Annotated in this window: 18 protein-coding genes and 1 pseudogene; 7 read left to right on the forward strand and 12 right to left on the reverse strand. The window is 49.4% G+C overall.

Translation table 11 applies throughout. The annotated features are described in order from the left end of the window. The first annotated feature begins 197 nt into the window (after nt 1-197). Nucleotides 198-1,277 carry a lytic transglycosylase domain-containing protein gene (locus EL645_RS16425; protein WP_126551520.1) on the forward strand — a complete coding sequence of 360 codons (1,080 nt, stop codon included), beginning with the start codon at nt 198-200 and terminating at the stop codon, nt 1,275-1,277. Between the two features lie 67 nt (nt 1,278-1,344). Here the strand turns inward: EL645_RS16425 and EL645_RS16430 are convergent, their stop codons facing one another. Further along, complete coding sequence (locus EL645_RS16430; RefSeq protein ID WP_126551521.1) at nt 1,345-1,623, reverse strand: hypothetical protein; 279 nt, start codon at nt 1,621-1,623, stop codon at nt 1,345-1,347. A 381-nt stretch (nt 1,624-2,004) separates the two neighbouring features. Here EL645_RS16430 and EL645_RS16435 point away from each other — a divergent pair, with 381 nt between their 5' ends. After that, nucleotides 2,005-2,844, forward strand: a complete 840-nt coding sequence (locus EL645_RS16435; protein ID WP_126551522.1) for a sigma-70 family RNA polymerase sigma factor — start codon at nt 2,005-2,007, stop codon at nt 2,842-2,844. Nucleotides 2,845-3,483: 639 nt separating this feature from the next. Then, a complete protein-coding gene (locus tag EL645_RS16440; protein ID WP_246035380.1) occupies nt 3,484-3,699 on the forward strand; it encodes a carbon storage regulator in 216 nt (71 codons plus the stop codon). A gap of 219 nt (nt 3,700-3,918) precedes the next feature. Here EL645_RS16440 and EL645_RS16445 read toward each other — a convergent pair whose 3' ends face one another. Beyond that, nucleotides 3,919-5,070 (reverse strand): inositol-3-phosphate synthase, encoded by a 1,152-nt coding sequence (locus tag EL645_RS16445; RefSeq protein WP_126551523.1) that lies wholly within the window; start codon nt 5,068-5,070, stop codon nt 3,919-3,921. A gap of 616 nt (nt 5,071-5,686) precedes the next feature. On the opposite strand from EL645_RS16445, the gene cysC reads away from it, so the two are divergent. Both cysC and sat read left to right on the forward strand, forming a co-directional pair. Then, nucleotides 5,687-6,244: an adenylyl-sulfate kinase gene (cysC, locus tag EL645_RS16450; protein WP_371865734.1), complete on the forward strand. Its 558-nt coding sequence runs from the start codon at nt 5,687-5,689 to the stop codon at nt 6,242-6,244. A 48-nt stretch (nt 6,245-6,292) separates the two neighbouring features. Further along, nucleotides 6,293-7,465, forward strand: coding sequence for a sulfate adenylyltransferase (gene sat / locus EL645_RS16455; protein WP_126551525.1), 1,173 nt, complete (start codon nt 6,293-6,295; stop codon nt 7,463-7,465). 40 nt (nt 7,466-7,505) lie between these two features. On the opposite strand, the pseudogene EL645_RS45480 reads toward sat, so the two are convergent. The 4 genes and pseudogenes from EL645_RS45480 to EL645_RS16480 form a co-directional block, all read right to left on the reverse strand. After that, nucleotides 7,506-8,422: pseudogene (locus EL645_RS45480) on the reverse strand (NAD-dependent epimerase/dehydratase family protein); the annotation flags it as partial. A 128-nt stretch (nt 8,423-8,550) separates the two neighbouring features. After that, nucleotides 8,551-9,357, reverse strand: coding sequence for a GspE/PulE/PilB domain-containing protein (locus EL645_RS16470; RefSeq protein WP_126551528.1), 807 nt, complete (start codon nt 9,355-9,357; stop codon nt 8,551-8,553). Between the two features lie 120 nt (nt 9,358-9,477). Next, the gene (locus tag EL645_RS16475; protein ID WP_126551529.1) at nt 9,478-9,882 is read right to left on the reverse strand and encodes a hypothetical protein; all 405 of its coding nucleotides are present in this window, start codon (nt 9,880-9,882) and stop codon (nt 9,478-9,480) included. Further along, entirely contained in the window at nt 9,807-10,436 is a 630-nt protein-coding gene (locus EL645_RS16480; RefSeq protein ID WP_126551530.1) for a hypothetical protein, read from the reverse strand. Before EL645_RS16480 ends, EL645_RS16475 begins: the two co-directional genes overlap by 76 nt. 442 nt (nt 10,437-10,878) lie before the next feature. Between EL645_RS16480 and secA the strand changes: the two genes are divergently transcribed. Both secA and aceB read left to right on the forward strand, forming a co-directional pair. After that, nucleotides 10,879-14,370 (forward strand): preprotein translocase subunit SecA, encoded by a 3,492-nt coding sequence (gene secA / locus EL645_RS16485; RefSeq protein WP_126551531.1) that lies wholly within the window; start codon nt 10,879-10,881, stop codon nt 14,368-14,370. A gap of 98 nt (nt 14,371-14,468) precedes the next feature. After that, on the forward strand, nt 14,469-16,076 hold the full coding sequence (gene aceB, locus EL645_RS16490) for a malate synthase A (protein WP_126551532.1): 1,608 nt from the start codon (nt 14,469-14,471) through the stop codon (nt 16,074-16,076). Between the two features lie 106 nt (nt 16,077-16,182). Here aceB and thrS read toward each other — a convergent pair whose 3' ends face one another. From thrS to EL645_RS16515, 6 genes are all read right to left on the reverse strand, one after another. Beyond that, on the reverse strand, nt 16,183-17,973 hold the full coding sequence (thrS, locus tag EL645_RS16495) for a threonine--tRNA ligase (RefSeq protein WP_126551533.1): 1,791 nt from the start codon (nt 17,971-17,973) through the stop codon (nt 16,183-16,185). Nucleotides 17,974-18,407: 434 nt separating this feature from the next. After that, entirely contained in the window at nt 18,408-19,622 is a 1,215-nt protein-coding gene (locus tag EL645_RS16500; protein WP_246035309.1) for an ISAs1 family transposase, read from the reverse strand. 301 nt (nt 19,623-19,923) lie between these two features. Beyond that, nucleotides 19,924-20,460 (reverse strand): hypothetical protein, encoded by a 537-nt coding sequence (locus EL645_RS16505; protein ID WP_126551534.1) that lies wholly within the window; start codon nt 20,458-20,460, stop codon nt 19,924-19,926. Nucleotides 20,461-20,695: 235 nt separating this feature from the next. Then, nucleotides 20,696-20,821: a hypothetical protein gene (locus tag EL645_RS44250; RefSeq protein WP_281276313.1), complete on the reverse strand. Its 126-nt coding sequence runs from the start codon at nt 20,819-20,821 to the stop codon at nt 20,696-20,698. A 769-nt stretch (nt 20,822-21,590) separates the two neighbouring features. Continuing rightward, nucleotides 21,591-22,058: a response regulator gene (locus EL645_RS16510; RefSeq protein WP_126551535.1), complete on the reverse strand. Its 468-nt coding sequence runs from the start codon at nt 22,056-22,058 to the stop codon at nt 21,591-21,593. Then, entirely contained in the window at nt 21,997-22,635 is a 639-nt protein-coding gene (locus EL645_RS16515) for a sensor histidine kinase (RefSeq protein WP_161977410.1), read from the reverse strand. The genes EL645_RS16510 and EL645_RS16515 overlap by 62 nt, the downstream gene beginning before the upstream one ends. Nucleotides 22,636-22,688 lie beyond the last annotated feature (53 nt).

Genomic DNA, 22,688 nt, shown 5'->3' on the forward strand with positions numbered 1-22,688 from the left:
TTGTTGGGGGCGAGTCTTTTCTTACCCTTTTTTAGTACTAAATATGTGCGCATAGTGGTCCGAAGGTCCTGTCCTTTACGATGTATTTGACCGCCGTAGCGATTTTTCGCTAAGCTGTTTGTGGTGTGTAACAAGTAGCATGGTTTTATTTCACTGTGACGCGCACTGAATATATCGAAGGTGGTTAGAGTACAGAGATGTCTCAATTTCAATCGATGCGATCCCTTAAGAAGAATCCACCAGGAGATCCTCGTGCCAACACTAATTCTGTGGCTTCTGCCGCTGATGCGAATGTCACGCACAACGTACCAGTAGAGCCAGAGACGATGCCAATGCCCACTGCGCCGGTTAGCGGAAGTCTATTGCGTTCACCCTTTATGCAGCGCTCTTCGAAGCCTGCCAGTCGGGTGCAGGTGCCAGTAGAACCAACGAGTGAGAGTGGCCTGAATGTGGAATCGATAGTGGAGCAGAGGAATCTGCCCGCAGTAAGAACAACCGGGCAACTGTATCCACAACCTATCTCGATCTCCTTTCCATTAAGCAATGTCCCAACGACTCCGGTGCCTGAACGGTCCAGGGCGGTGCGCAATGGAAAGGCCCCGTTAGTTATTCCTGGCGCCAGAAAACGCCTGCCAGATACTGATGCGATAGATTTAAAAGAGCATCATTTGCCGTTACGCTGGCGACATAGCCTGGCTATCGTGGCAACCCTGGGCACATTCCTGATCATGATGCTGTCCCTGACACCTGTTGGTGTAAAAAATGGGGCAGGTATTAATGGTTTATTTCAATGGACCAGCGTGCCACGCTCTAGCGACGTTAATTTGCTATCCAGGAGTGGTAGTGGTAATCCCGCCATAGATGGTTTTACTGACCCTATGGACGCTACCAAGGCTAAATATGTGGCCCTGGCTCGTGAAGATGCCTTGAAGTATGGCATTAGTCCAGATCTTTATGTGCGGCAGATTCAACAGGAAAGCCATTTTGATCCTAATGCCTATTCCTATGTGGGCGCGATCGGCATTGCCCAGTTTATGCCTGCTACGGCGGCTGAAATGGGGTTTGATCCGTCTGATCCGGTGGCCGCGTTGAATGGTGGCGCGAAATTCATGGGTAGTCTTAATGATCGCTTTAATGGTGATTATGCGAAAGCGCTAGCGGCTTATAATGCCGGACCCGGCGCAGTCGATAACGCAGTCAATAATTGTGGAGGAGCGTGGCTCTCCTGTATGGACCCACAGGCTCAAGCATATGTCTATATCATTGAAGGATGGTAGACAAAAATAATAAGACCAGCATTCTTAGTATAGGGATGCTGGTCTTATTATTTTTGGTGTGTTTTGTTTATAGGCTGTCGCTGACCAGGCCGTGCTCATAGAGCCATTTGACAAAATGCATGCGATAATCTTCTGTCACGCGCTGGCGCATTTCAGCATTTTCGTAGAGGTGTTCACGTAGATTGAGTAAGGTTATAGCCTCCTCCCACTGGAAGCCACTCTCAATCAGATAATCCAACATTAACTGATCTGTACTCGCGCCTGGATTGTAGTGCCTGGTTTCGATTTTGCGCGCACCGTGCTTTGGCTGGTCGGTAAATCCATCGGGCGGTTGCATATTTCTCATCGCGCATCTCCTCTATTCATCAGCGTTGCCCTTGCTGTATAGTGAACTGCACCTCTCCGAACCCGGCCTCCCCATTTTTCTGGCATACCTTCTTCTATCGGCTCTCCACAGGCCAAACTGTACCCATATGACTTGAGGACTCTTGCAGCAGTAATCAAGGGACCTGTGTCAATATTAAGAAAGCTTGCTTGGGCGCTACACTTCTACTCAACAGTGGGCGGGGAATGTGCGGCGAAAGTTTTTATACCAAAAAGGGGTGTAGTATGGGTACAGATGCACCAGCGGAAGTAGAAATACTCTGGGCAAAATATGTCGGGCACAGGACCTCTGAACTTCGCAATGAATTAATTACGCTCTATGCTCCTCTCGTACGATTTGTAGTTGGGCGTCTGGGAATACCTCCAACACTTATTGGATGCTGAGGATCTTGTCAGCTATGGTATGATTGGCCTGATTAATGCTATTGATCGTTTTGATCCTGGCCGTGGGGTTCGCTTTGAAGCCTTTGCTTCCGTGCGTATTCGCGGTGCTGTCATCGATCAACTGCGTTCTCTCAACTGGCTACCGCGCTCAGCGATCTCACGGGTACGCCAGGTTGAAAGTGCATTGGCAGTACTGGAGCAGCGTCTGGGGCGGCCAGCCAAGGAAGATGAAGTAGCGAGGGAAATAGGGGTGTCGACAGAACGCTATCGGCAAATGCTGTTGGAAATGAATGCCACTGTCCTCTCGCTCGATGCTCCACTTGGCTCTCTCCTTCAGGATGACGAGGTGACTTCCCTCTCTGAATTATTAGAGGATCAAAGTTCCCCTGGACCAGTCGAACAGGCCGAGCAGCAGGAGCTCACAGATGTATTGGGTGGGGCGATCGACCACTTACCCGAGCGTGAGAAACTGCTATTGGCTTTGTATTACCAAGAAGAATTAACGATGAAAGAGATCAGCAAAGTCTTAAGCGTCTCGGAGTCGCGTGTCTGTCAATTACATATCCAGGCTATCATGCGACTGCGTAGTACACTCCATGCTTACCGTTTGGATGAAGGAGAGCAGGGAGAAGCGGTTAGTGCGGGAGCGAGTCGTAAGAAACATTCAGGTGCGGCAAAAGGAAACACAGCCCAGAAGGAACATACTGGTTCAGCTTCACATACCTATGTAAATCAGGAAACCAGAAAATCAAATGCTCTCACTGGAAATGGGTCGCGAGGTCGTCGGAAAATCTCCTGAGACCTCCTGGTACCTGGCTCTATCGGTCCCTGTTGAACATCAAAATTGAGTCCGATACTATGGTATATGATGGGAGAGAGAGAATGGATGGGCGGGAAACGATGGAACGTCTGACGCTCATGCGACGTGTTTTCTTATAGGGGAGTCGTTTCCATGAAAGTAGGTAGTGTGAGCTCACAACTATACCTGATTAATGCACAGCAAAATGATCGCACTCATAAATTCGCCCGGGGAAGGTCACTATCCTGGGTGGATCAGGTGGTTCGTGTAGCGCAAATGGTTGTGATACTATGGCCAGCAGGCGTTATGCAGTCGACACTAGAAGAATATTCGCTTCGCGTTGACGAATTGCAAGCGTGTATTCACATCGGTGCCTATAATGTTGATAGTGTTGCCCTGGCAAGGTGTATACTAAGAAATGAAACCCATTTTGTACGAATACATCCGGAGTAACAGTAATCAGATTAGCCAGGTTCGCTCTACCCACAGTGTTATCCCTTTGCGTCTAATGAAAGTTGCATGGCGACCCGCATTCGCTACTTGATCTTCTTATGCGGTCACGCTGAAAGAGGCGCCCTTGCTAATGTTAGTCGCGGCGCAGGGACGCTTAGGCTATGCTTCTTATGAAGGGAGCTTTACATGCTTGTTTTGCGACGAAAAGTTGGTGAAAGTATTGTGCTTGCTGGGGTGATCAACATTTCAGTGTTGGCTGTCGAGGGCGAGCGCGTCAAAATAGGGATTAGCGCGCCTCCTGATGTGACCATTGTTCGTGAGGAACTCTTGCGCACAAATGCCACAGACCCGGCAACAAATCCGAATACACCTACGCCTCCTGCCCAACCACAACCTCGGTAGCTACGACCTGTATCATAGCGTGTTCTGGCGGTTGTGCTGGCTGACTCTTTGGGTAGAATAGCTATTTCCTCCAGGGGCGTGGATTGGTGCGATTGGCGAAAAGATACGAGCTGTGTTGAAGTGGTATGGAAGCTTTAGTGCGTCTTTGCTGGTTTTTCCAACATGCAATAAGGACGTTAGTAGTTCGTACCCGCATTTTGCGGGTACGAACTCTTTTTATTATTCGACGCTGCTTTCAGCCTTGTGGCCGTTGACGCGTTCTTTCGGTGTTGCAGGCGCTTCGGCACTGGCGGCTTCTGTGGTGATGAATGCTTCAGTTAACTCGCGAGCGACATCATCATGATATTGGATTGGGGGGGACTTCATCAGGTAGGAGCTAGGACCTTCTAGCGTACCGCTGAGCCCGCGATCTAGTGCCAGTTTGACCAGGCGAACGGCGTCGATGACAACACCGGCCGAGTTGGGTGAATCCCAGACCTCAAGTTTAAGTTCGGCATTCAGTGGCACATCGCCAAAGGTACGACCCTCCAGTCTGATATAGGCCCATTTGCGGTCTTTCAACCAGGCTACGTAGTCCGATGGTCCGATATGCACATTGTCGCTGCCGATTTCATAGTCTAACTGGCTGGTGACTGCATTGGTCTTACTGATCTTTTTTGATTCCAGACGATCGCGCTCCAGCATGTTGTAGAAGTCGGTGTTACCACCCACATTCAATTGCATGGTGCGCTCCAGTTTAACGCCACGCTCACGGAAGAGTCGAGTCAGCATGCGATGGACGATGGTGGCTCCCACCTGACTTTTGATGTCATCGCCAATGAGTGGTAAGCCGGCCTCCTGGAAGCGCTCCTGCCAGTATTTTTCACGTGCGATAAAGACCGGTACGCAGTTGACAAAGCCTACGCCGGCTTTCAGGATCTGTTCTACATACCATTTGGTGGCAGTCTCAGAACCAACGGGCAGGTAACTGATTACTACGTCGGTTTTGGTCTCTTTCAAGATCTTGACGATATCGTCGGTCTGCCCTGGCGCTTTCGTGATGATCTGGGACAGATATTTACCCAGGCCATCGTGGGTCATGCCACGATATACTTTAACGCCCAGGTGGGGCACATCGGCGAAGCGATAGGTATTATTTGGCTCGCTATAAATGGCCTCACTTAGATCCTTGCCAACCTTGTTTTTATCTATATCGAAGGCGGCTGTAAACTCGATGTCCCGAATATGATAGCCACCGAGATTGACGTGCATCAGCCCGGGTACAAAATCATCTTCCTGGGCATTCTGATAATAATGGACTCCCTGTACAAGCGAACTAGCGCAATTACCTACACCGATAATTGCGACACGTACTTTCTTGTTATTAACCATTAGCCTTATGACTCCTCTATAAAGTGCTTCTGTACATCTATTCAGAGAAATATGAACTGTTCCACTGGCCAGGAAATATACCTGAGGCGAGGCGTAGGCCAGCTTTTGTGCTTATCCCCCTGAAAAATAGGTATTTTTGTTCAGAAATAACTGTTTGCTGTTATGCCTGAGCAGCTATAAAAGTTCATACCATTCAATTGGATGAGCGTTGCTAGCAGTGATCAAGTGCCGGGTCCAATTGCTTTTAAATAGTATGCTGCGTATTAATATACCCCCAACAAGGTATGAATTGCTAGTATAGTTTTTCCATAAAAATAACTACGTAAAAAACTCATCTCTCATTACTCTTGAACGGCATAGGATACAAAAATAGGCAGAGTATATATATATTCTGACCATACGAGCTGTGACAGTCGTTGCTATTTTGAACGATAAATGCCGGTTATCGCGCAAAATATAGTATTTAATTGCAACTGATGTTACAATGATCTACGAAAAAACTATCCCATGTAGATGGCCTGGCTGTAATTCAAAAATTTGGCGATCCAATCCATAGCTGGTAGATAGGCAAGGTGGAATTCACCATGCCTATTGCTATTTGACAAAGGAGAGACTCATTATGGCGAACGCTGGTTTTACTATCTGGTTTACTGGCCTATCGGGCGCGGGCAAGAGTACCCTATCGGAGATTATTGAGCAGCGCTTGCGTGCTAGAGGCCGTAACGTTGAAGTTTTGGATGGAGATGTAGTTCGTACTCATCTGAGTAAGGGACTGGGGTTTAGCAAAGAAGATCGAGATACCAACATTAAGCGCATTGCTTTTGTCTGTGGCTTGCTCTCTCGCAATGGTGTTGTCTGTATCTCGGCTGCTATCTCTCCCTATCGTGAAGCTCGTGAGTGGGCTCGGCAAGAGATTGGGAACTTTGTTGAGATTTATGTGAAGTGCCCTATCGATGTGTGTCGCCAGCGTGATGTTAAGGGTCTTTATAAGCTTGTGGATGAGGGGAAAGTAAAGAATTTTACAGGTGTAGATGATCCCTATGAGGAGCCAGAAAATCCCGAGCTGGTGATTGAGACGGATAAAGAGACGATTGAAGAGAGTATCTCCCGTATTTTTGCCCGCCTGGAAGAGTTGGGCTATCTGGAGTCTGAGACGGTTGTTGGACGTGCGTAATCAGATCTATAGCTAATTGTGTTGCTTATTTCAGAGGGAATGTGTGTTATGTCAAATGGCTTGATTGCGCCCCATGGTGGGGAGTTGATTGTTAACCTGGTCGGGGAGGCGGAGCGAGCGGCTTTGCTGGAACGTGCGGCTGCATTGCCCCAGATTACGGTGGGTTCGCGGCAGCTAGCAGACCTGGAGATGCTTGCCAACGGTGCTTATAGTCCTTTGCGTGGCTTTATGACGCGTGAGGATTATCTGTCTGTGGTGAATACGATGCATTTGAGCAATAGTTTGCCATGGTCTATTCCAATTACGTTGGCGGTGACAGCAGAGCAAGCTGCAGGGGTGCCAGAAGGTTCTGAGGTGGCGCTGGTCAATGCTGAAGGCGTTTTACAGGCTGTCCTGACAGTACAGGAAAAGTTCGGCTACGATAAGGCTCTGGAGGCGCGCCAGGTCTATCGCACAGAAGACGAGGCACATCCAGGTGTGAAGGTGGTTTATCAGCAGGGTGATGTATTGCTGGGTGGTCCGGTTCAAATTGTCGCATTGCAGCCGCAAATATTTGAGCAATATCGCTATACCCCCGCACAGTCACGCGCCCTCTTTGCTGAGCGTGGTTGGAAGCGCGTTGTGGCCTTCCAGACTCGCAATCCTGTTCATCGTGCCCATGAGTATATTCAAAAGTGTGCGCTTGAAACAGTTGATGGCCTTTATTTGCATCCCCTGGTTGGTGATACTAAAGGCGATGATATTCCAGCTGATGTACGTATGCGCTGCTATGAAGTCTTGTTGGAGAATTATTATCCGCAGGATCGTGTCATCCTGGGTGTGTTGCCGGCGGCTATGCGCTATGCCGGACCGCGTGAAGCGATCTTCCACGCCCTGATGCGTAAGAACTATGGCTGCTCGCATTTTATTGTTGGCCGTGATCATGCCGGTGTGGGCAATTATTATGGCACCTATGATGCGCAACATATCTTTGCTGAATTCGATGCAGATAAATTAGGTATCACACCGATGTTTTTTGATCATACCTTCTTCTGCAAAGTTTGTGATGCTATGGCCTCCAAGAAAACCTGCCCGCATAACGGTGAGCATCATGTGATGCTGAGCGGCACAAAAGTGCGTCAGATGTTGCAGGCCGGTGAGGTTCCACCACGTGAATTTTCGCGGCCAGAGGTTGCCAGCGTGCTTATTGAAGCGATGCGCCAACCTGTTACAAAAGGATAGTCAAAAAGACCCTGGCGATAAAGTCATCGCCAGGGTCTTTTTATGCCTGCTGTCGAAAGAAGTCAACGGTTGCTTTGGCGCCTTCTTCAAAGCTTACAAATGGCTTCCAGGCCAGTATCCGTTCGGCTTTTCCGCATTCGAAGAAAGCCTGATAAATGTCGCCTGGCCGCTTAGGTGCTTTGGTAATAGGTGCCTCAAAATCAGTCAGTTTCGCCAGGGTTTGATAAATCTCGTTAACTGAGACTGGTCGGCCAGTGCCAATGCAGAAGATCTCGTTATCGCCGCGCTTGAGGGCCTGGACATTGGCGCGGGCAACATCTCCCACAAAAACATAATCTTTACGCTGCTCACCATCCCAATCGATACGCACTCCCTCATGGGTCAGAAAACGCCTGGCAAAGATAGAGATGACACCTGCCTCTCCATTAGGGTCCTGGCGTGGCCCATAAACGTTGCCATAGCGCAAGGCGGTAAAAGTGAGTCCCTGGTTTTCATTCCAGTAGCGCAGATAATATTCAGCCATCATTTTTGTAATGCCATAGGGTGATTCGGGCCGTTGGGGAGTATCTTCATTGATGGGTAAGCGTACTGGAGTACCATAGGTAGCCCCGATGACGCGAAAATGATTTTTCTGGCCTCTACACGTTTACTTTGTGTCAACACATTAAGCAGGCCGAGTATATTTACGCGTGCATCGAGCTGAGGATTTTTAGTGGAGATGGAGACACTGTGCTGGGCTGCATGATGGTTGACAATTTCGGGCTTGAATTCATCAAAAATGCGGCTTAATGCGTCCTCATCAGTAATATCTGCCTGGTAGAAGCGGGCAGCAGGATTAATATTCCCCCCTTTTCCTCCACCTTCCACCCATAAATTATCGACAATCGCTACCTCATGGTTCTCGGCCAGATAATGATCTACGATATGCGAGCCAATGAAGCCCGCTCCACCGGTAACCAGTATTCTCATAAAGTATTAGAACCTTTCTGCTTCTATGCGGCCCAGGCGTAGATGAGGGCCTGCAGGTGCAAACGATCCTGGTCTGCACCGTTCCGCGCCCATTGTAGCAGAAGGTAGGGTTGATATCAAATAAACTGTTCTAATGCCGTTTGTAACTCTTGTGGTGAGGCGATAACTGGGAAGATACGTAGACCTGTAGCCTGTTGTAGACGGGAGAGGACATGGCTATCGTTTGGATCGGTCATGGCTACCGTCAGTGTGTCGCGCTCGCGACCAACGGGATAACAGTGAAGTTCTTGCGCTAAATGGGGTGGCATCACCTGCAGGATGCGTGCTGGTACTTTACGAGGTAGTAGTGAGAGATAGGGAATACCGAGCTGGCGCGCCTGGTGTGAAAGTTCCTCGTCCTCTACCGGCACTGGATTGCTTGTGATCGGCTGGACATCGAAGATTGAACGCATTTCACGGGCTGCCATGATACAGGCGTGGATCTCGCTATGCGGATGAGGATGCGCACTGTACCCGATGGCCATTATAGTGGGACGTAGTATCTCTGTTTCTGGCGCATTGTGCACCTGCCACAGTAGTGCCTCCCATAAACGTTCCTGGACGATGGTTGCCCCATTGATATCAGCCCTGGGTAGAAGTATATACAAGGTTGTCTCATGCAATAATACATGGTCCGACTTGCGCACGAGTTTGCGCAGATGATCCACGTAGTACCTCATGCTTTGTTTTATCTGTGTCTCTCGATTGGCAGATGGGTTGCTTCTGGAGTCGAAGTGCAATGGCAGGACAATCAATGCCAGCGAAGGTAGTCCGCCTGCTATCAAGCGTTGCATAGTTTTTGCTACTTCCTGGATACTGCTTATAACTGTAATTGAATGTTCAGTAGGCTCAAATGCAGGAAGTGATAGTGCCTTCTTGCACATAATACGACTCCTTGGATAAAAATAATTGAATATATTGATACTAAGATTACTGCTATAAGGATGAAAAAGAAGCACGATTATGGTTATGGTTTTGTTAAGACGGTGTCTCTATGGTTAAGATCATTGAGATATTGCTAGCGGTTCAGCTTCATACTGGCTGGTAACCAGCTGAATTGTTCCCAACAGTGTCTCTATGTGATCCAACAAGAGATCGATATATTGCATCAGATTGAGTAAGTGAATAGCTACTGTGGCATCATCTCCACGCGGGATGGTATGGAACTCAGGTAAAATCGTGCCAAATATAGTCTGTATATTTTCTCTCAGCAGGGGTAGTGTGGTGTCGATAGAGGAAAGAGCCGACTGGAGTAAAGATTGGCTGCTTGCGCGAGGGTTGAACAAATCCTGCGCAGGCTTCTTATATTGCTGCCAGTACTGCAGCCGTGTTGTTAGCAGCCTGAGAGCCTGCATCCATTGATAATATGTACTGTCTGGAATATAAGCGACCTCAATAGCGGCCAGCACCTCTGTACGTTCTTCGTCTTCACCCTCGCGCTGTAAGCGTCGTTTGACACGAGCGGCCCATAGAGACTGCAACTACGATCCAGTGACTCCAGGGTATTATGGGTCGAGCTAAGTAGTAGCTGTGCTAATGGCACCAGGCGCTCTAATATCGCTTCAATATTTTGTAATACGATCTTCAGCCCAAAACCAACTGAGTCAGCTGCCTCGTCTGGGCAAGGATCGATGGACAGCGCCAGCAGATCGACCTGATGGTATAAATCAGATAGTAGCAGCGCGTAAAGCAGATCAGTATTCTCAAATAACTGGCGCAAGCAAAAATGTAACACCTCCAGTTCTGAAACCGAGATACGGCCAACCAGGCAGCGCTGTAATCTCTCAAGTACGATTTCCAGGCCATAAGCATCATGGGACTCCAGAGCATGTAGTGTACTGGATAGGTGACCTGGTCGACTCCTGGGTGGAGGTGGAAGTGGCGAGGCTGCCCGGCAAGTTTGACTGGCCGGTATATCGTCAGCGCGCCTCAAAGATATTTTTCGTGTATGCTGACTCTTCATCTTAATCCTCCGCACTTCTGCACATATCCCTTGTTATTATTGTACACTATACATATAAGAACAACTGTCAATATCACCTATAAGCGGGGATGTAAGGGGTTGCGAGCCCCTTGACTGGCGGTTTAGGGCAGTGCCCCCAGAATCTCACTTATTTCGATGCCGCCGTCAGGCGGCATCGAAATAAAAAATCTATCTTGAGCTAGAAATGCTAGCAACATGCTAAAATGTTCTTTATAATGAAAAGAAAGAGACCAACCCTGTTTTTGCAATAGCACCAATGCCTACCTGCACGAAGAATATGCAACTGGAAGCAACCACTTTCGTACTATGTAAAGAATGGTATAATGGGTTGACACAGCTATTTGACATGCATCGGAATATTTTATCCCGTCAGAAAAACTGATAACAGTATCACTGCCCATCAGTAGGAGAACACGCACGTATGCAATTTCTAGGAAAGATTCTGGGCGATCCCAACAAAAAAGAACTAAAGGTGATCCAGCCCCTTATCGATAAAATTGAACAGCTTGAGCCTGAAATACAGAAGCTGTCGGATGAGGAATTGGCTGCTAAGACAGCCGAGTTTCGATCGCAACTTGCTCTCTACCTCAAAGGCGGCATGGTACTGGAGAATGAACTTGTCGCCCTGTTCCGCGAGGTTCTACAGAAAATAGAGCCGCTGGCCGAACAGTGTACAGATGAGCATCTGCACATTGCTATGAGCGAGCCTCGCCAAAAAATTGATCGCAACGATCCCGAGAATGAGCTTAAAAATCATTTGCAAGACACGCTCTCTGAGGCATTCGAGAAAGCCTACGAGAATCTTTCCCCCTTGCTCAATGCTCTGCGCTCTGGTAAGGCGACACAATTAGCTGAACAGCGTGATCAATGGCCGGATGAGGCCAGTGATCCTCAGAATGCGATTATCACCCTGCTCACCGAGGTTGAGCCTCAACTGAAGGATATCGATAGCGATTTGCTGATGGAGACCTTTGATGAGCTCTGGCCTGCTTTTCACCAGGGACGCAGCTCATCTACCACGCGCGACGATGTAGCAAATGTGCGCCTGACCCAGTTCTTTATTGATTTTTTCCATAAGATTCAAGAAGAGCTGGTGGCTATTAAGGCGGACGCCATCGACGAGCTGTTACCTGCCATTACCAAACGCTATAATAAGCAAGGCAAGACCCTGGAAGATCTCCTGCCAGAGGCTTTTGCTGTTGTTCGCGAGGCCAGTTTCCGCCGTATCAAGATGCGCCATTATGTGGTGCAGTTGATTGGTGGTATTGTGTTGCACCAGGGCCGTATCGCTGAAATGCGTACTGGTGAAGGTAAAACCCTGGTGGCTACCTTGCCGGTCTATCTGAACGCTTTAACGGGTAAAGGCGTGCACGTCGTGACCGTCAACGATTACCTGGCACGCCGTGACGCTGAATGGATGGGCCAGGTCTACACCTTCCTGGGTTTGAGTGTCGGTATTATCGTCAATGCGGTCGATGCTCAATCAGCCGAGCGGCGGGCAGCCTACCAGGCAGATATCACTTATGGTACCAACAATGAGTTTGGTTTTGATTATCTACGCGATAACATGGTGACCTCATTGGACCAGATGGTGCAGCGTGAATTGAACTACGCTATCGTTGACGAAGTGGATAACATCCTGATTGACGAGGCCCGTACCCCCTTGATCATTTCGGGTCAGGGTCAGGAATCCACCGACATGTATGCGCAGTTCGCGCGCTGGGCTACCAAATTGGATGGTGAGGAAGACTATACCGTTGAAGAGAAGACCCGTTCGGTCATGCTGACTGAGTCTGGTATCGATAAGATCGAGAAGCTGGCCGGTGTAAGCAACATCTACGACGAGGAGAACCTTGATCTGACCCGCTATATGGAGAATGCCATTAAAGCTCAGGTGATCTTCAAGCGCGATAAAGACTATATCGTCAAAGATGGCGAGGTTGTGATCGTCGATGAGTTCACCGGTCGTCAGATGCCAGGTCGCCGTTATAGCGAGGGTCTGCACCAGGCCATTGAGGCCAAAGAGGGTGTGAAGGTTCAGCGCGAGAATCATACCCTGGCAACCATTACGTTCCAGAACTTCTTCCGCCTCTATGCGAAGTTGGCGGGTATGACTGGTACAGCCCTGACCGAAGCAGAAGAATTCAATAAGATTTACAAGCTCGATGTAATGGTTATTCCTACCAACAAGGAGATGAAGCGTCAGGACTTCTCGGACCTGATTTATCGGACGCAGGAGGCCAAGTACAAGGCGGTAGTTGAGGAGATTAAAGAGCGCTATGAAGAGGGTCAGCCTGTGCTGGTTGGTACCACTTCGGTAGAGACCTCTGAGATGCTCTCGCAGCTGTTGGATTTGCAGGGCATCCCTCATCACGTCTTGAACGCCAAGCACCACGAGCGTGAGGCTCAAATCGTGGCCCAGGCTGGCCGCAGCGGCTCCGTGACGATTGCTACTAATATGGCTGGTCGTGGTACCGATATCCTGCTGGGCGGTAATCCCGCCGGCTACTTTGATAGTATCCTGCACAAACATGCGGAACAAATAGATTACATTCGTGATCTCCCTGCTCGTAATGAGGATGAGCGGGCCGAAAAGGAAGAGGCGATCCAGGATTATCTGGCCAATATGACCGAGGCCGAGAAGGACGAGATCCTGCAGGCTAAGATCAAAGAGTGTGATGAGGATCACGAGCGTGTGGTTGAGCTTGGCGGCCTGCATATTATTGGTACTGAGCGCCATGAGTCCCGCCGTATCGATAATCAGCTGCGTGGTCGTGCTGGCCGTCAGGGAGACCCTGGCTCTACACGTTTCTTCCTGGCTCTGGATGATGAGCTGATGCGCCGTTTCGCCGCCGATCGTGTCGCCGGTATTATGGAGCGCGTCGGTATGGACGAGGATACCCCACTGGAGAGCAAATTCGTCTCCCGTTTTATTGAGAGTGCGCAGACCCGAGTAGAAGGTTACAACTTTGATATGCGTAAAAACGTCGTCGAATATGATGACGTAATCGCCAAGCAACGTGAAGTCATCTACTCTGACCGCCGCCATGTGCTGGAACATGGTGATATGCATGAGCGCATCGTTGATATGATTAGTAACGAGGTCAGTCGCCTTGTTGATGGAGCATTTCCTGGTCCCGTCCTGACTGAAGAAGAGCAACTGGAGACGCTCTTTAAATCACTGGAGACCTGGGTTGATATTCCCGAGGATATGATCCCTGATAATATCCACGCCGTACGTCGCGATAGCATTAAACAGGAACTGACCGAGCTGGTTTTAGAGCACTATGAGAAGCGTGGTGAAGAGCTACGCAAGCAGGCCAAAGAGCAGGGCGCTGAAGGCTTTGATCCGATCCGCGAGTTTGAGCGCACCTATCTGCTGCAAGTTGTCGATCGGTTGTGGATGGATCATATCGATTCTCTCGATGTCATGCGTGCCGGTATCGGGTTCCGCTCTGTTGGTCAGCGTGATCCGCTGGTGGAATTTAAAAATGAAGCCTATCGGATGTTCGACGATTTAAAGCTGGCGATCCAGCATTATACGGTGGATTCGCTGCTTAAGTTGTTGCGCAATGATGTTACCATCACCCTGCAGCGGCCCGAGCCACAGCGTAAGATGCCAGCCAATATTCATACCAATGCCGATGAGCTGGCCCAGGCCAGCGGGCAGGCAAAGAGTGACGAAAATGAAATAAAGAAGCCGGCCAAACAAAAGTCTCGCAAAGACGCAGCCCGCGCAGCCGCATCAGCCGCTACAGCGGTCCCTGCCACTCCGGGACGCGCGGCACGGAATGGAACAGGCAGCAGCGCTGTCTCGACCACGACGGACGCTAATGGGTTCCCAAAGGTTGGCCGCAATGATCTTTGCCCCTGTGGTAGTGGCAAGAAATACAAAAAGTGCCACGGTGCCTGATCTCTCACAACCCAACGCCCGCATAGATCTCTCCTATGCGGGCGCTACACTTCTTTTTGCTTGATTTGGATGTTCATTTGTCAGAAAGGGGTCAATGTATGACTGATCAAAAGCTATCTCGTCCAGTTGAGGGCGTGGAGGTACGAGCAGCTGTAACACCGGAGTTCGCTGAGATTTTGACACCCGAGGCCCTGCAATTTGTTGCCCTGCTGGCTCGCTCTGTGGGTAAGAGCCGTCGCGAATTGCTGGAGCGTCGCGCCCGGCGGCAACAGGATATCGATGCGGGACAATTGCCACATTTCCTGCCTGAGACCGAGCATATACGGCGTGGCGATTGGACGATCGCGCCTCTGCCCGCCGATTTGCGGGATCGCCGGGTCGAGATTACGGGTCCAGTTGAGCGCAAAATGGTGATCAATGCCCTTAATTCGGGGGCGAAAGTTTTCATGGCTGACTTCGAGGATGCGCATTCACCAACGTGGGAAGCAACCATTCAGGGGCAGATCAATGTTCGTGATGCTGTGCGCCGCACTATCTCTTATAGTAGCCCCGAAGGCAAGCAGTATAAACTTAATGAGCAGACCGCCGTCCTGCTGGTGCGCCCACGTGGCTGGCATCTCGAAGAGAAGCATGTCTATGTAGATGGAGAGCCTGTTCCGGGTGGCATCTTTGATTTTGGCCTTTATTTTTTCCACAATGTACAGCAACTCCTGAAGAATGGCACTGGTCCTTATTTCTATTTGCCCAAACTGGAGAGCCATCTCGAAGCGCGCCTCTGGAATGAAGTTTTTGTGACTGCCCAGAATACACTTGGTATTCCAGAAGGCACCATCAAAGCTACTGTCCTGATTGAAACCATCCTGGCTACTTTTGAGATGGATGAGATATTGTATGAACTGCGCGATCACTCGGCTGGCCTGAACTGTGGGCGCTGGGACTACATCTTCAGTGTAATTAAGAAACTGCACAAGCATCCGCAGTTCTTGCTTCCTGACCGTGCGCAGGTGACTATGACCACCCATTTTATGCGTTCTTACTCATTGCTCACCATTGCCACCTGCCATCGACGTAATGCGCCAGCGATAGGTGGTATGGCGGCTCAGATTCCCATTAAAAATGATCCGGCTGCCAATGAAGAAGCCCTATCTCGGGTAAGGGCCGATAAGAAGCGTGAAGCTACCGATGGGCATGATGGTACCTGGGTGGCTCACCCTGGACTTGTCCCGATCGCGCTGGAAGAATTTAATGCGGCTATGCCCACACCCAACCAGATTGATCGTAAGCGTGAAGATGTGCATGTTACCGAGGCTGATCTGTTGCAAATGCCTGAGGGCACTATCACTGAAGCAGGCCTGCGCAACAATATCCGGGTTAGCCTGCTGTACCTGGAATCCTGGCTGCGTGGTAACGGCTGTGTTCCTATCAACAATCTGATGGAAGATGCCGCCACCGTCGAAATCTCCCGTGCCCAGATCTGGCAATGGATCAGGCATCCACAAGGAGTCCTGGATGACGGCCACAAAGTCACCTTGACGCTGTTCCGGCAGATAATGGCAGAAGAGTTGGATCATCTGGAGGAACAACTTGGAGAGCCCACCTATGCCAATCGAAAATTCTCGGAGGCGGCCCAGATTCTGGATGAGTTGATCAGTAGTGATACCTTCATCGAGTTCCTGACCCTGCCAGCGTATAAGTACCTGGCATAGTTCCGCAATTTCTTTGTAGAAGAAGACGGATGGTAGAGCTGCAGTTGCGGCTCTACCATCCGTCTTCTTCTTAAACCAGGCATCGCGCGCGGTTTCAAGTATGGCTCTATAGCTCCATGCTCTTAGAGTTGGAGATACAAGAGACGCGCTCGATAAATTGTGTTAGTGGAATGGATTTGAGATCCACATTTGTACGCAGGCGTACCGAGACCGCTTCGGAGGCAGCCTCTTTATCACCCACGACCAGCATATACGGAATCTTTTGTAGCTGGGCATCGCGAATCTTAGCATTCATGCGCTCACCACGGATATCAACTTCCGCACGGATGCCGGCAGCTTTTAATTGTTTGAGTACTTTATAGGCGTAGTCCTGGTGGCGATCCGCAATTGGAATCAACATTGCCTGTACCGGTGAGAGCCAGACCGGGAAGGCACCGGCGAAATGCTCGATCAACATAGCCATAAAGCGCTCTGTAGCGCCTGTGACGGCGCGGTGAATCATGACCGGGCGATGAGGTTGACCATCCTCACCAATATACTCCAGCTCGAAGTTCATTGGCTGTACAAAGTCGAGTTGGACCGTCGAACACTGCCATTCGCGTCCCAGGGCATCTCGAACCATAAAATCTACTTTGGGGCCATAGAAGGCGGCTTCGCCAATACCCTCTTCATAGTTAATACCCCTGCTCTCCACCGCATCGCGCAGTGTCGCTTCAGCCGTTTCCCAGACCTCATCATTGCCGACATACTCATCCTTCTTCTGCGGATCTCGTAGTGAGAGTCGAACCCAGTAGTCCTGCAAGCCATAGGTCTCGAAGACCTCTAACGTCAGGTTAATGGCCGTATTAAACTCTTCCTGAATCTGGTCAGGGCGCATAAAGACATGGGCATCGTCCTGGGTTACACTGCGGACACGGGCCAGGCCTGTCAGCGTACCGGTCTTCTCATAGCGGTACAGCGTATCCGATTCCGCATAACGAATAGGTAGCTCGCGATAGCTATGCATCTGAGATTTAAACATCAGGATGTGATGAGGGCAATTCATCGGCTTGAGCATATAGGCATCGTCATCGGATAGTTCTTGATCGCCCTTCATAACCGGGAACATATTTTCGCGGTAGGTATACCAGTGCTTGGATGTTTTGTAGAGACGTACCTTGCCGATATTTGAAGTCCAGACATGCTGATAGCCATAGCGCTCCTGCGTTTCACGAACATAGGACTCCATCAAATGGCGCAGTGTTTCGCCACGTGGATAGAACAGGGGGACGCCGGCACAGACCTCATCGCTGAAGGTGAACAGCTTCAACTCGCGCCCCAGTTTGCGATGGTCGCGCTTCAGAGCCTCTTCCAGGCGCCATAGATACTGATCCAATTCCTCCTGGTTGAACCAGGCCGTGCCATAGATTCGCTGCAGCATCGGACGATGCTCATCGCCACGCCAGTAGGCACCCGCGACCCTCATTAACTTGATCGGCCCAATCTGGCCTGTATTCTCAACGTGCGGACCCCGACAGAGGTCCAGGAAATTGCCTTGCTGATAGATACCAACCTCAGCATCGGTCAAATTCTCGATAATCTCGACCTTATATTCCTGTCCCTTGTTGCGGAAGTATTCCAGTGCCTTCTCACGCGGCCAGCGATCATTCAAGAAAGGATGCTGCGCGGCAATAATACGTCGCATACGCTGCTCGATGTCTGGCAGATCATCAGGGGTTAAAGCACGCGGAAGATCGAAGTCATAATAAAAACCATCTTCGATGGCGGGCCCGATTGCAAATTTGGCGTCTGGGAAAATCTCCTGGATTGCCTCAGCCATCACGTGTGCAGCCGAGTGGCGCATACGCTGAATCGGTGTATAGTGTACCGACTCTTGAAGTTCAACTTCAACCGACATAACAAAAGCCTCCTTAGCTGACAACAACAAAAAAACCTCCTCATCCCACACTGGGACGAAAAGGTTTGTTGCTTTTCGTGGTTCCACCCTGCTTCCGTGTCTCTTTGCTGGTTTCAAACGGCAGCAATCAAGCTATAGGCTTGATTGTATCATACAAGAGAAACGTGCTCATGCACCCGATAACGCTGGTGAAACGTGTACTTTACTATCTCAGTACAGGCTAGCGAGGGGTATCATCTTTCTTACTGGTATTGGGAGCACTCTCAGCCGCCGATGCTTCCTCTCTGTACACCCCTGGGAAAGGACATGTCTCGCGTGGATAAGCGCTTCTATGAGCGCTTATTCGCCATTACTATAGTCTGGTTTTCCAATCATACCATAGCACCTGTTTCCTGTAAAGAGGAAGGCTAAATGCACACAGGGCTTCGCAAAAGTCAGAGTAACCAAGCAAGGGCCTCCTCTGGGTGAGATGCAAATCGCCGGATTTGACGAGCCACATTGGAAACCTGATGCATATCCATCAAGGAGAGCACGAGCGAGTTGAGTACGGCAAGCATTTGAGCGACAGGAGGAACGCGAACGCCACATCGGTCTTCTCCCAACGTCACATCACGGCGCCCATGGAGACGATTTTCCACCGCCCAGTGGTCGCGGATGAGGCGGAAAAGCCGCTGGATCGAACACTGTTCTCGGCTCAAGGTCGTCAATCCGTACACGACCTCTACGCTCCTTTTCTCTGCCGTCTTGCGTTCCCGTTGTAATCGAAAGACCTGCCCAACTTCTCCCCATTCTCGATCCAGAAACTCGTTGAGGTCCGGTGAGGTGAGCAGGTGGCGCCGCTCCAGTCGGCCATGACCTTTTTCGACCTGTTCATAGGAGTGCCAGGTGCTTCGATCAGCGTGTGGATCTTCGAAAAAGAGTTCCAGATCCTCTCGAGTCACGGGCGTATTGTCTTTGATGATCAGAATCACCTCTCCTCCTGCCCGTTTTACCATGCGTCCAAACGCATGATAACTTTGAGCAGCATCGACGGTGAAAATGCGCCCTTTGCAGAGCACTTCGGTCAACAGCGGCTTGAGGGCACTGACTTCATTCTGCTTGTCGGCAATTGGACACTGATGCAAGACAATTCCTGTTTGCACTTCATACACATGCAACACATGCCTCTGCGGCTTTTCTCCTCCATAGCTCTGCTGACCGGTTCCCCGCAACACTTTGCCATCAATGGCCACATGAACAGCGCGCTGCTCTGCCAGCATCGCGAGACGACTGGGTTCGTCACCACATCGGCTTTCTGCCTCCTGCCGTAGCAACCAATCTCGAAATCGTTCATTGATCTGCTGGCTCTCCAACCGAGCGAGCGCATATTTGTACGTATTGGCACACGGCATACGCTTCCACTTCACGTTCAACTGCTCGCGCAGCCTCTCTCCTTGGTCTCGCGCCCAATCGCTGGCTCCCAACAGGCTTTTCATCCCAGCCAGTTTGGCCAGGATCAGCACGATGAGCACGTCCGCTAACGCATATTGCTTCCCTCGGGCTGCCCGCTGATCAGGGATCTGCGCACAGATGTCGTACAACGAACGCAGATGCGATGGGCTTACTTCTTGAATGGTCTTGCTTTCCGTTTTCAGTGTGCTATATTCCATGCAGAGTCTTTCCTCGAATGACCTTGATTTTTTTTTCATTCTACTGGATTGACTCTTCTTTTTCACCTCCCCCGGACTTTTGCGAAGCCCTGTAAATGCACAGGGCTATTTAATGTTTCTCTTTGGCCCCTGCGGCGCCGGGTGGAGTGTGTGTGGAGTGTGTGGTGGACGGCTGCGGCCGTCCACCACACACTCCACACCTGAAAGATGTACATTCTCTGGACGAACAGTAAATAGCCCTGCTAAATGCAGATGGGATACCCCAGAACCGGGTATCCCATCTGCTTAGAACAGCCGGATTCTAGTAGTGGCGATGGTGATTGTGTCTGCTATTATTGCTGTTGATGTTAGTGTTAACATTAATGTGTATTGGGATCTCCACCTTTTGATCCTGATCATTTTTCTGGAGCTGCTGTTGCTGCTGCAACTGCAGCTGCGCCTGAAACTGCGCCTGGGCATTAATGAAGACAAAAATGCCTGGATCATCTTTACAAGCATAGACCGAATCGATGCCACTACCTGTGTTTGCAATCGTAAATGATTGTGGGTTGATTGTACCATCGCTGTTAAAGGTCTGTGAATAGGTACCATTGGTATCAGCAATTGTAGCTGAACCTCGGCCACTGCCGAAAACGGCGCTACCAGTCAGAATGTTGCCAGGCTGAAGTGTAGCAACAAGTGTACCAGACTGACCGCAGATGCCTGCTACGGGTTCGGTTGGGGCTACGACATCTGCTGCATGAGCGCTGGCTGGTAACGCAAAGCCAGCTGAAGCACTCAAACTTAAGGCACCCATAGCGAGAGTAGCAACACATGATTTGATCAATTTTGTATTCATTAGTAAAAACCCTTTCTTATATTTGATGATGTGAACTGTCCCATTCTAATGTGAAATGACTAGTAATGATGATGGGAATGTTTTTTGTTGTCATTCCTGTTATAGTTGTAGGCATTATTATCCGGTTGGTTATGAATACCAATGTTATTTCTATTGCTGTTATCATTAGTAGCAGTCATAGAAATATGAATGTTGATAGGTCTGACCCCGTTTGTTAAGCTACTTGAAACCTGCGTCAGATTGTTGATAGTGATAAGGTTGCCTTCTCGATTACAACCACTGCTGGATGAGCACTCGCGGGTAATGCCAGCCCCGCAGTGATGCCCAGGCTCAGTGCACTGATTCCTGGAGCAGTCAGCATTGGCTTAAGGCTCTTTACGTTCATTAGCAATACTTTTCAGGGCAGTATTTATGGTATAAACGTTACTGCGGATGGAACACTGTGTTTTAGTTGTTCACCTCGCAATGTTATTAATCGAAAGATAAAAGGTTAACTTTAGTAGAATTGTATAGAAAAAGTACAATATAGGGCTGAGTGCGCCCAAAAAAGTAGCTTCCGGACTGAGACAATGCGATTTATCCATGTCTAACCCATAAAGACTGACAAATACATTGCCCAATGCCATATTTCCAGCTGAACTATACCTGCTTAACTTTATATATTTATGATTTTGATAACATGCATATAGTTGTTCAACACTGTTAAGGTTTCCAGACACTCAAAAAACATGTGCAAGTTCGATGATAGGGATGAAAAGCTGTTTAAATCGTAATTGCATGTATATTGAGGAGTCAATCCGTCTCTGTGATAAGCTGTTGCTGATGCTCTCTGAGCACTCTATTGCCAGCATATGGGTGGTCGCTCATGAGGTTGAAGGTGACGCCACTATTTACCATGAAGATCTCCACTGTAGTGTACAGACAGGCTGAAGCATGGAGTTGGGCGCATCAATTGGTTCCGTTTCGGTAATAGATTTAGTCTACCGACAATGATCGTATACCATCGTCAGTATGGTCAACCTGGAAACACAACCGAACGATGTGTGACGATAGGTTATAAAGACAGTGGCAACCAGCTATCCATGCTGGTATGCCGCTCCTTCCCAATCGTGCGGAGCACAAAAGGAAAGTCAGTCTCGATGAGCGTTCGATTGAGCATGAGTCATGCAAACCGACGCTTCTCTTACACCCGAGTCATCCTTCACTCCTGACGCAATCAATTCAGCAATCAATTGAAGGAGCCTTTCGAGATCAAAAGGTTTGCGTACTGTTCTCAGATGCATCTTACAATTGGCTTCTGGTGGCACATCTGCACTCATCAAAATGATGGGGATATACCTATATTCCTCGTGACTTTTCAGCCAGTACGCGAGTTCCAGACCGTTCATGCCAGGAAGATGATAATCCAGGAGTAGCAATACCGGAACATCCCTCTGTAGAACATTTTGCGCCATCTCCCCACTTAGCACATGCAGTGCCTGATAGGCTTCATCATCAAGAGCTTCCAAAAGAAGGTTGCCCAGGATAGGATCATCATCAACGATCAATATATATTTGTTCGAAATGTGTTGATGGTCTATCTGCTGGCTCTTGTCCATTGCTCTTTCTCCTCTCTATCGCAGGAAAGCTTTCTTGCGAAGCCAGGGGGAACGTAAGATGAAACGTTGATCCTTTTCCCTGCTCACTTTCGACGCGAATGGTTCCCCTATGATATTTCACAATCTCTGAGACAATATATAAACCCATCCCGAATCCTGGAAAGGCGCGCTGCTGAAGAGGGACCGCGCGATAGAAGCGCTCAAAGATCTTCCCTTGCACCTCTTGTGGAATGCCTATACCCTGATCACGCACACTGATGGTGACCGTTTCTGCCTTATGCGTGAGCCAGACTTCGATTAAAGGGGAGCATGGAGCATATTTGATAGCATTGCTCAGCACATTGAGGAAGACGCGTTCGAGTTGATCTCGATCTCCGATGATTAATGAAGGAGATGAGGGAGGATAAATGACAACGGTATGCGTTGTTTGCATACTGTGAATAGTGTCAATAACCTCCCTGAGCAATTTGTCTAGATCGATCCTGTCTGGAGCATATTCCAGCTTTCCCTCTTGCATACGCGAGAAATTGAGTATCTCGTCGACCAGCCGCGTAATCGTATTGATCTGCGTTTCCATACGTGTACACGCCTTCTCCATGTTCGGAATGCTTTGCTTTCTAAGCTTTTTTT

Origin of the sequence: Dictyobacter kobayashii, assembly GCF_003967555.1 — a bacterium.
Taxonomy (GTDB): Bacteria; Chloroflexota; Ktedonobacteria; order Ktedonobacterales; family Ktedonobacteraceae; genus Dictyobacter; species Dictyobacter kobayashii.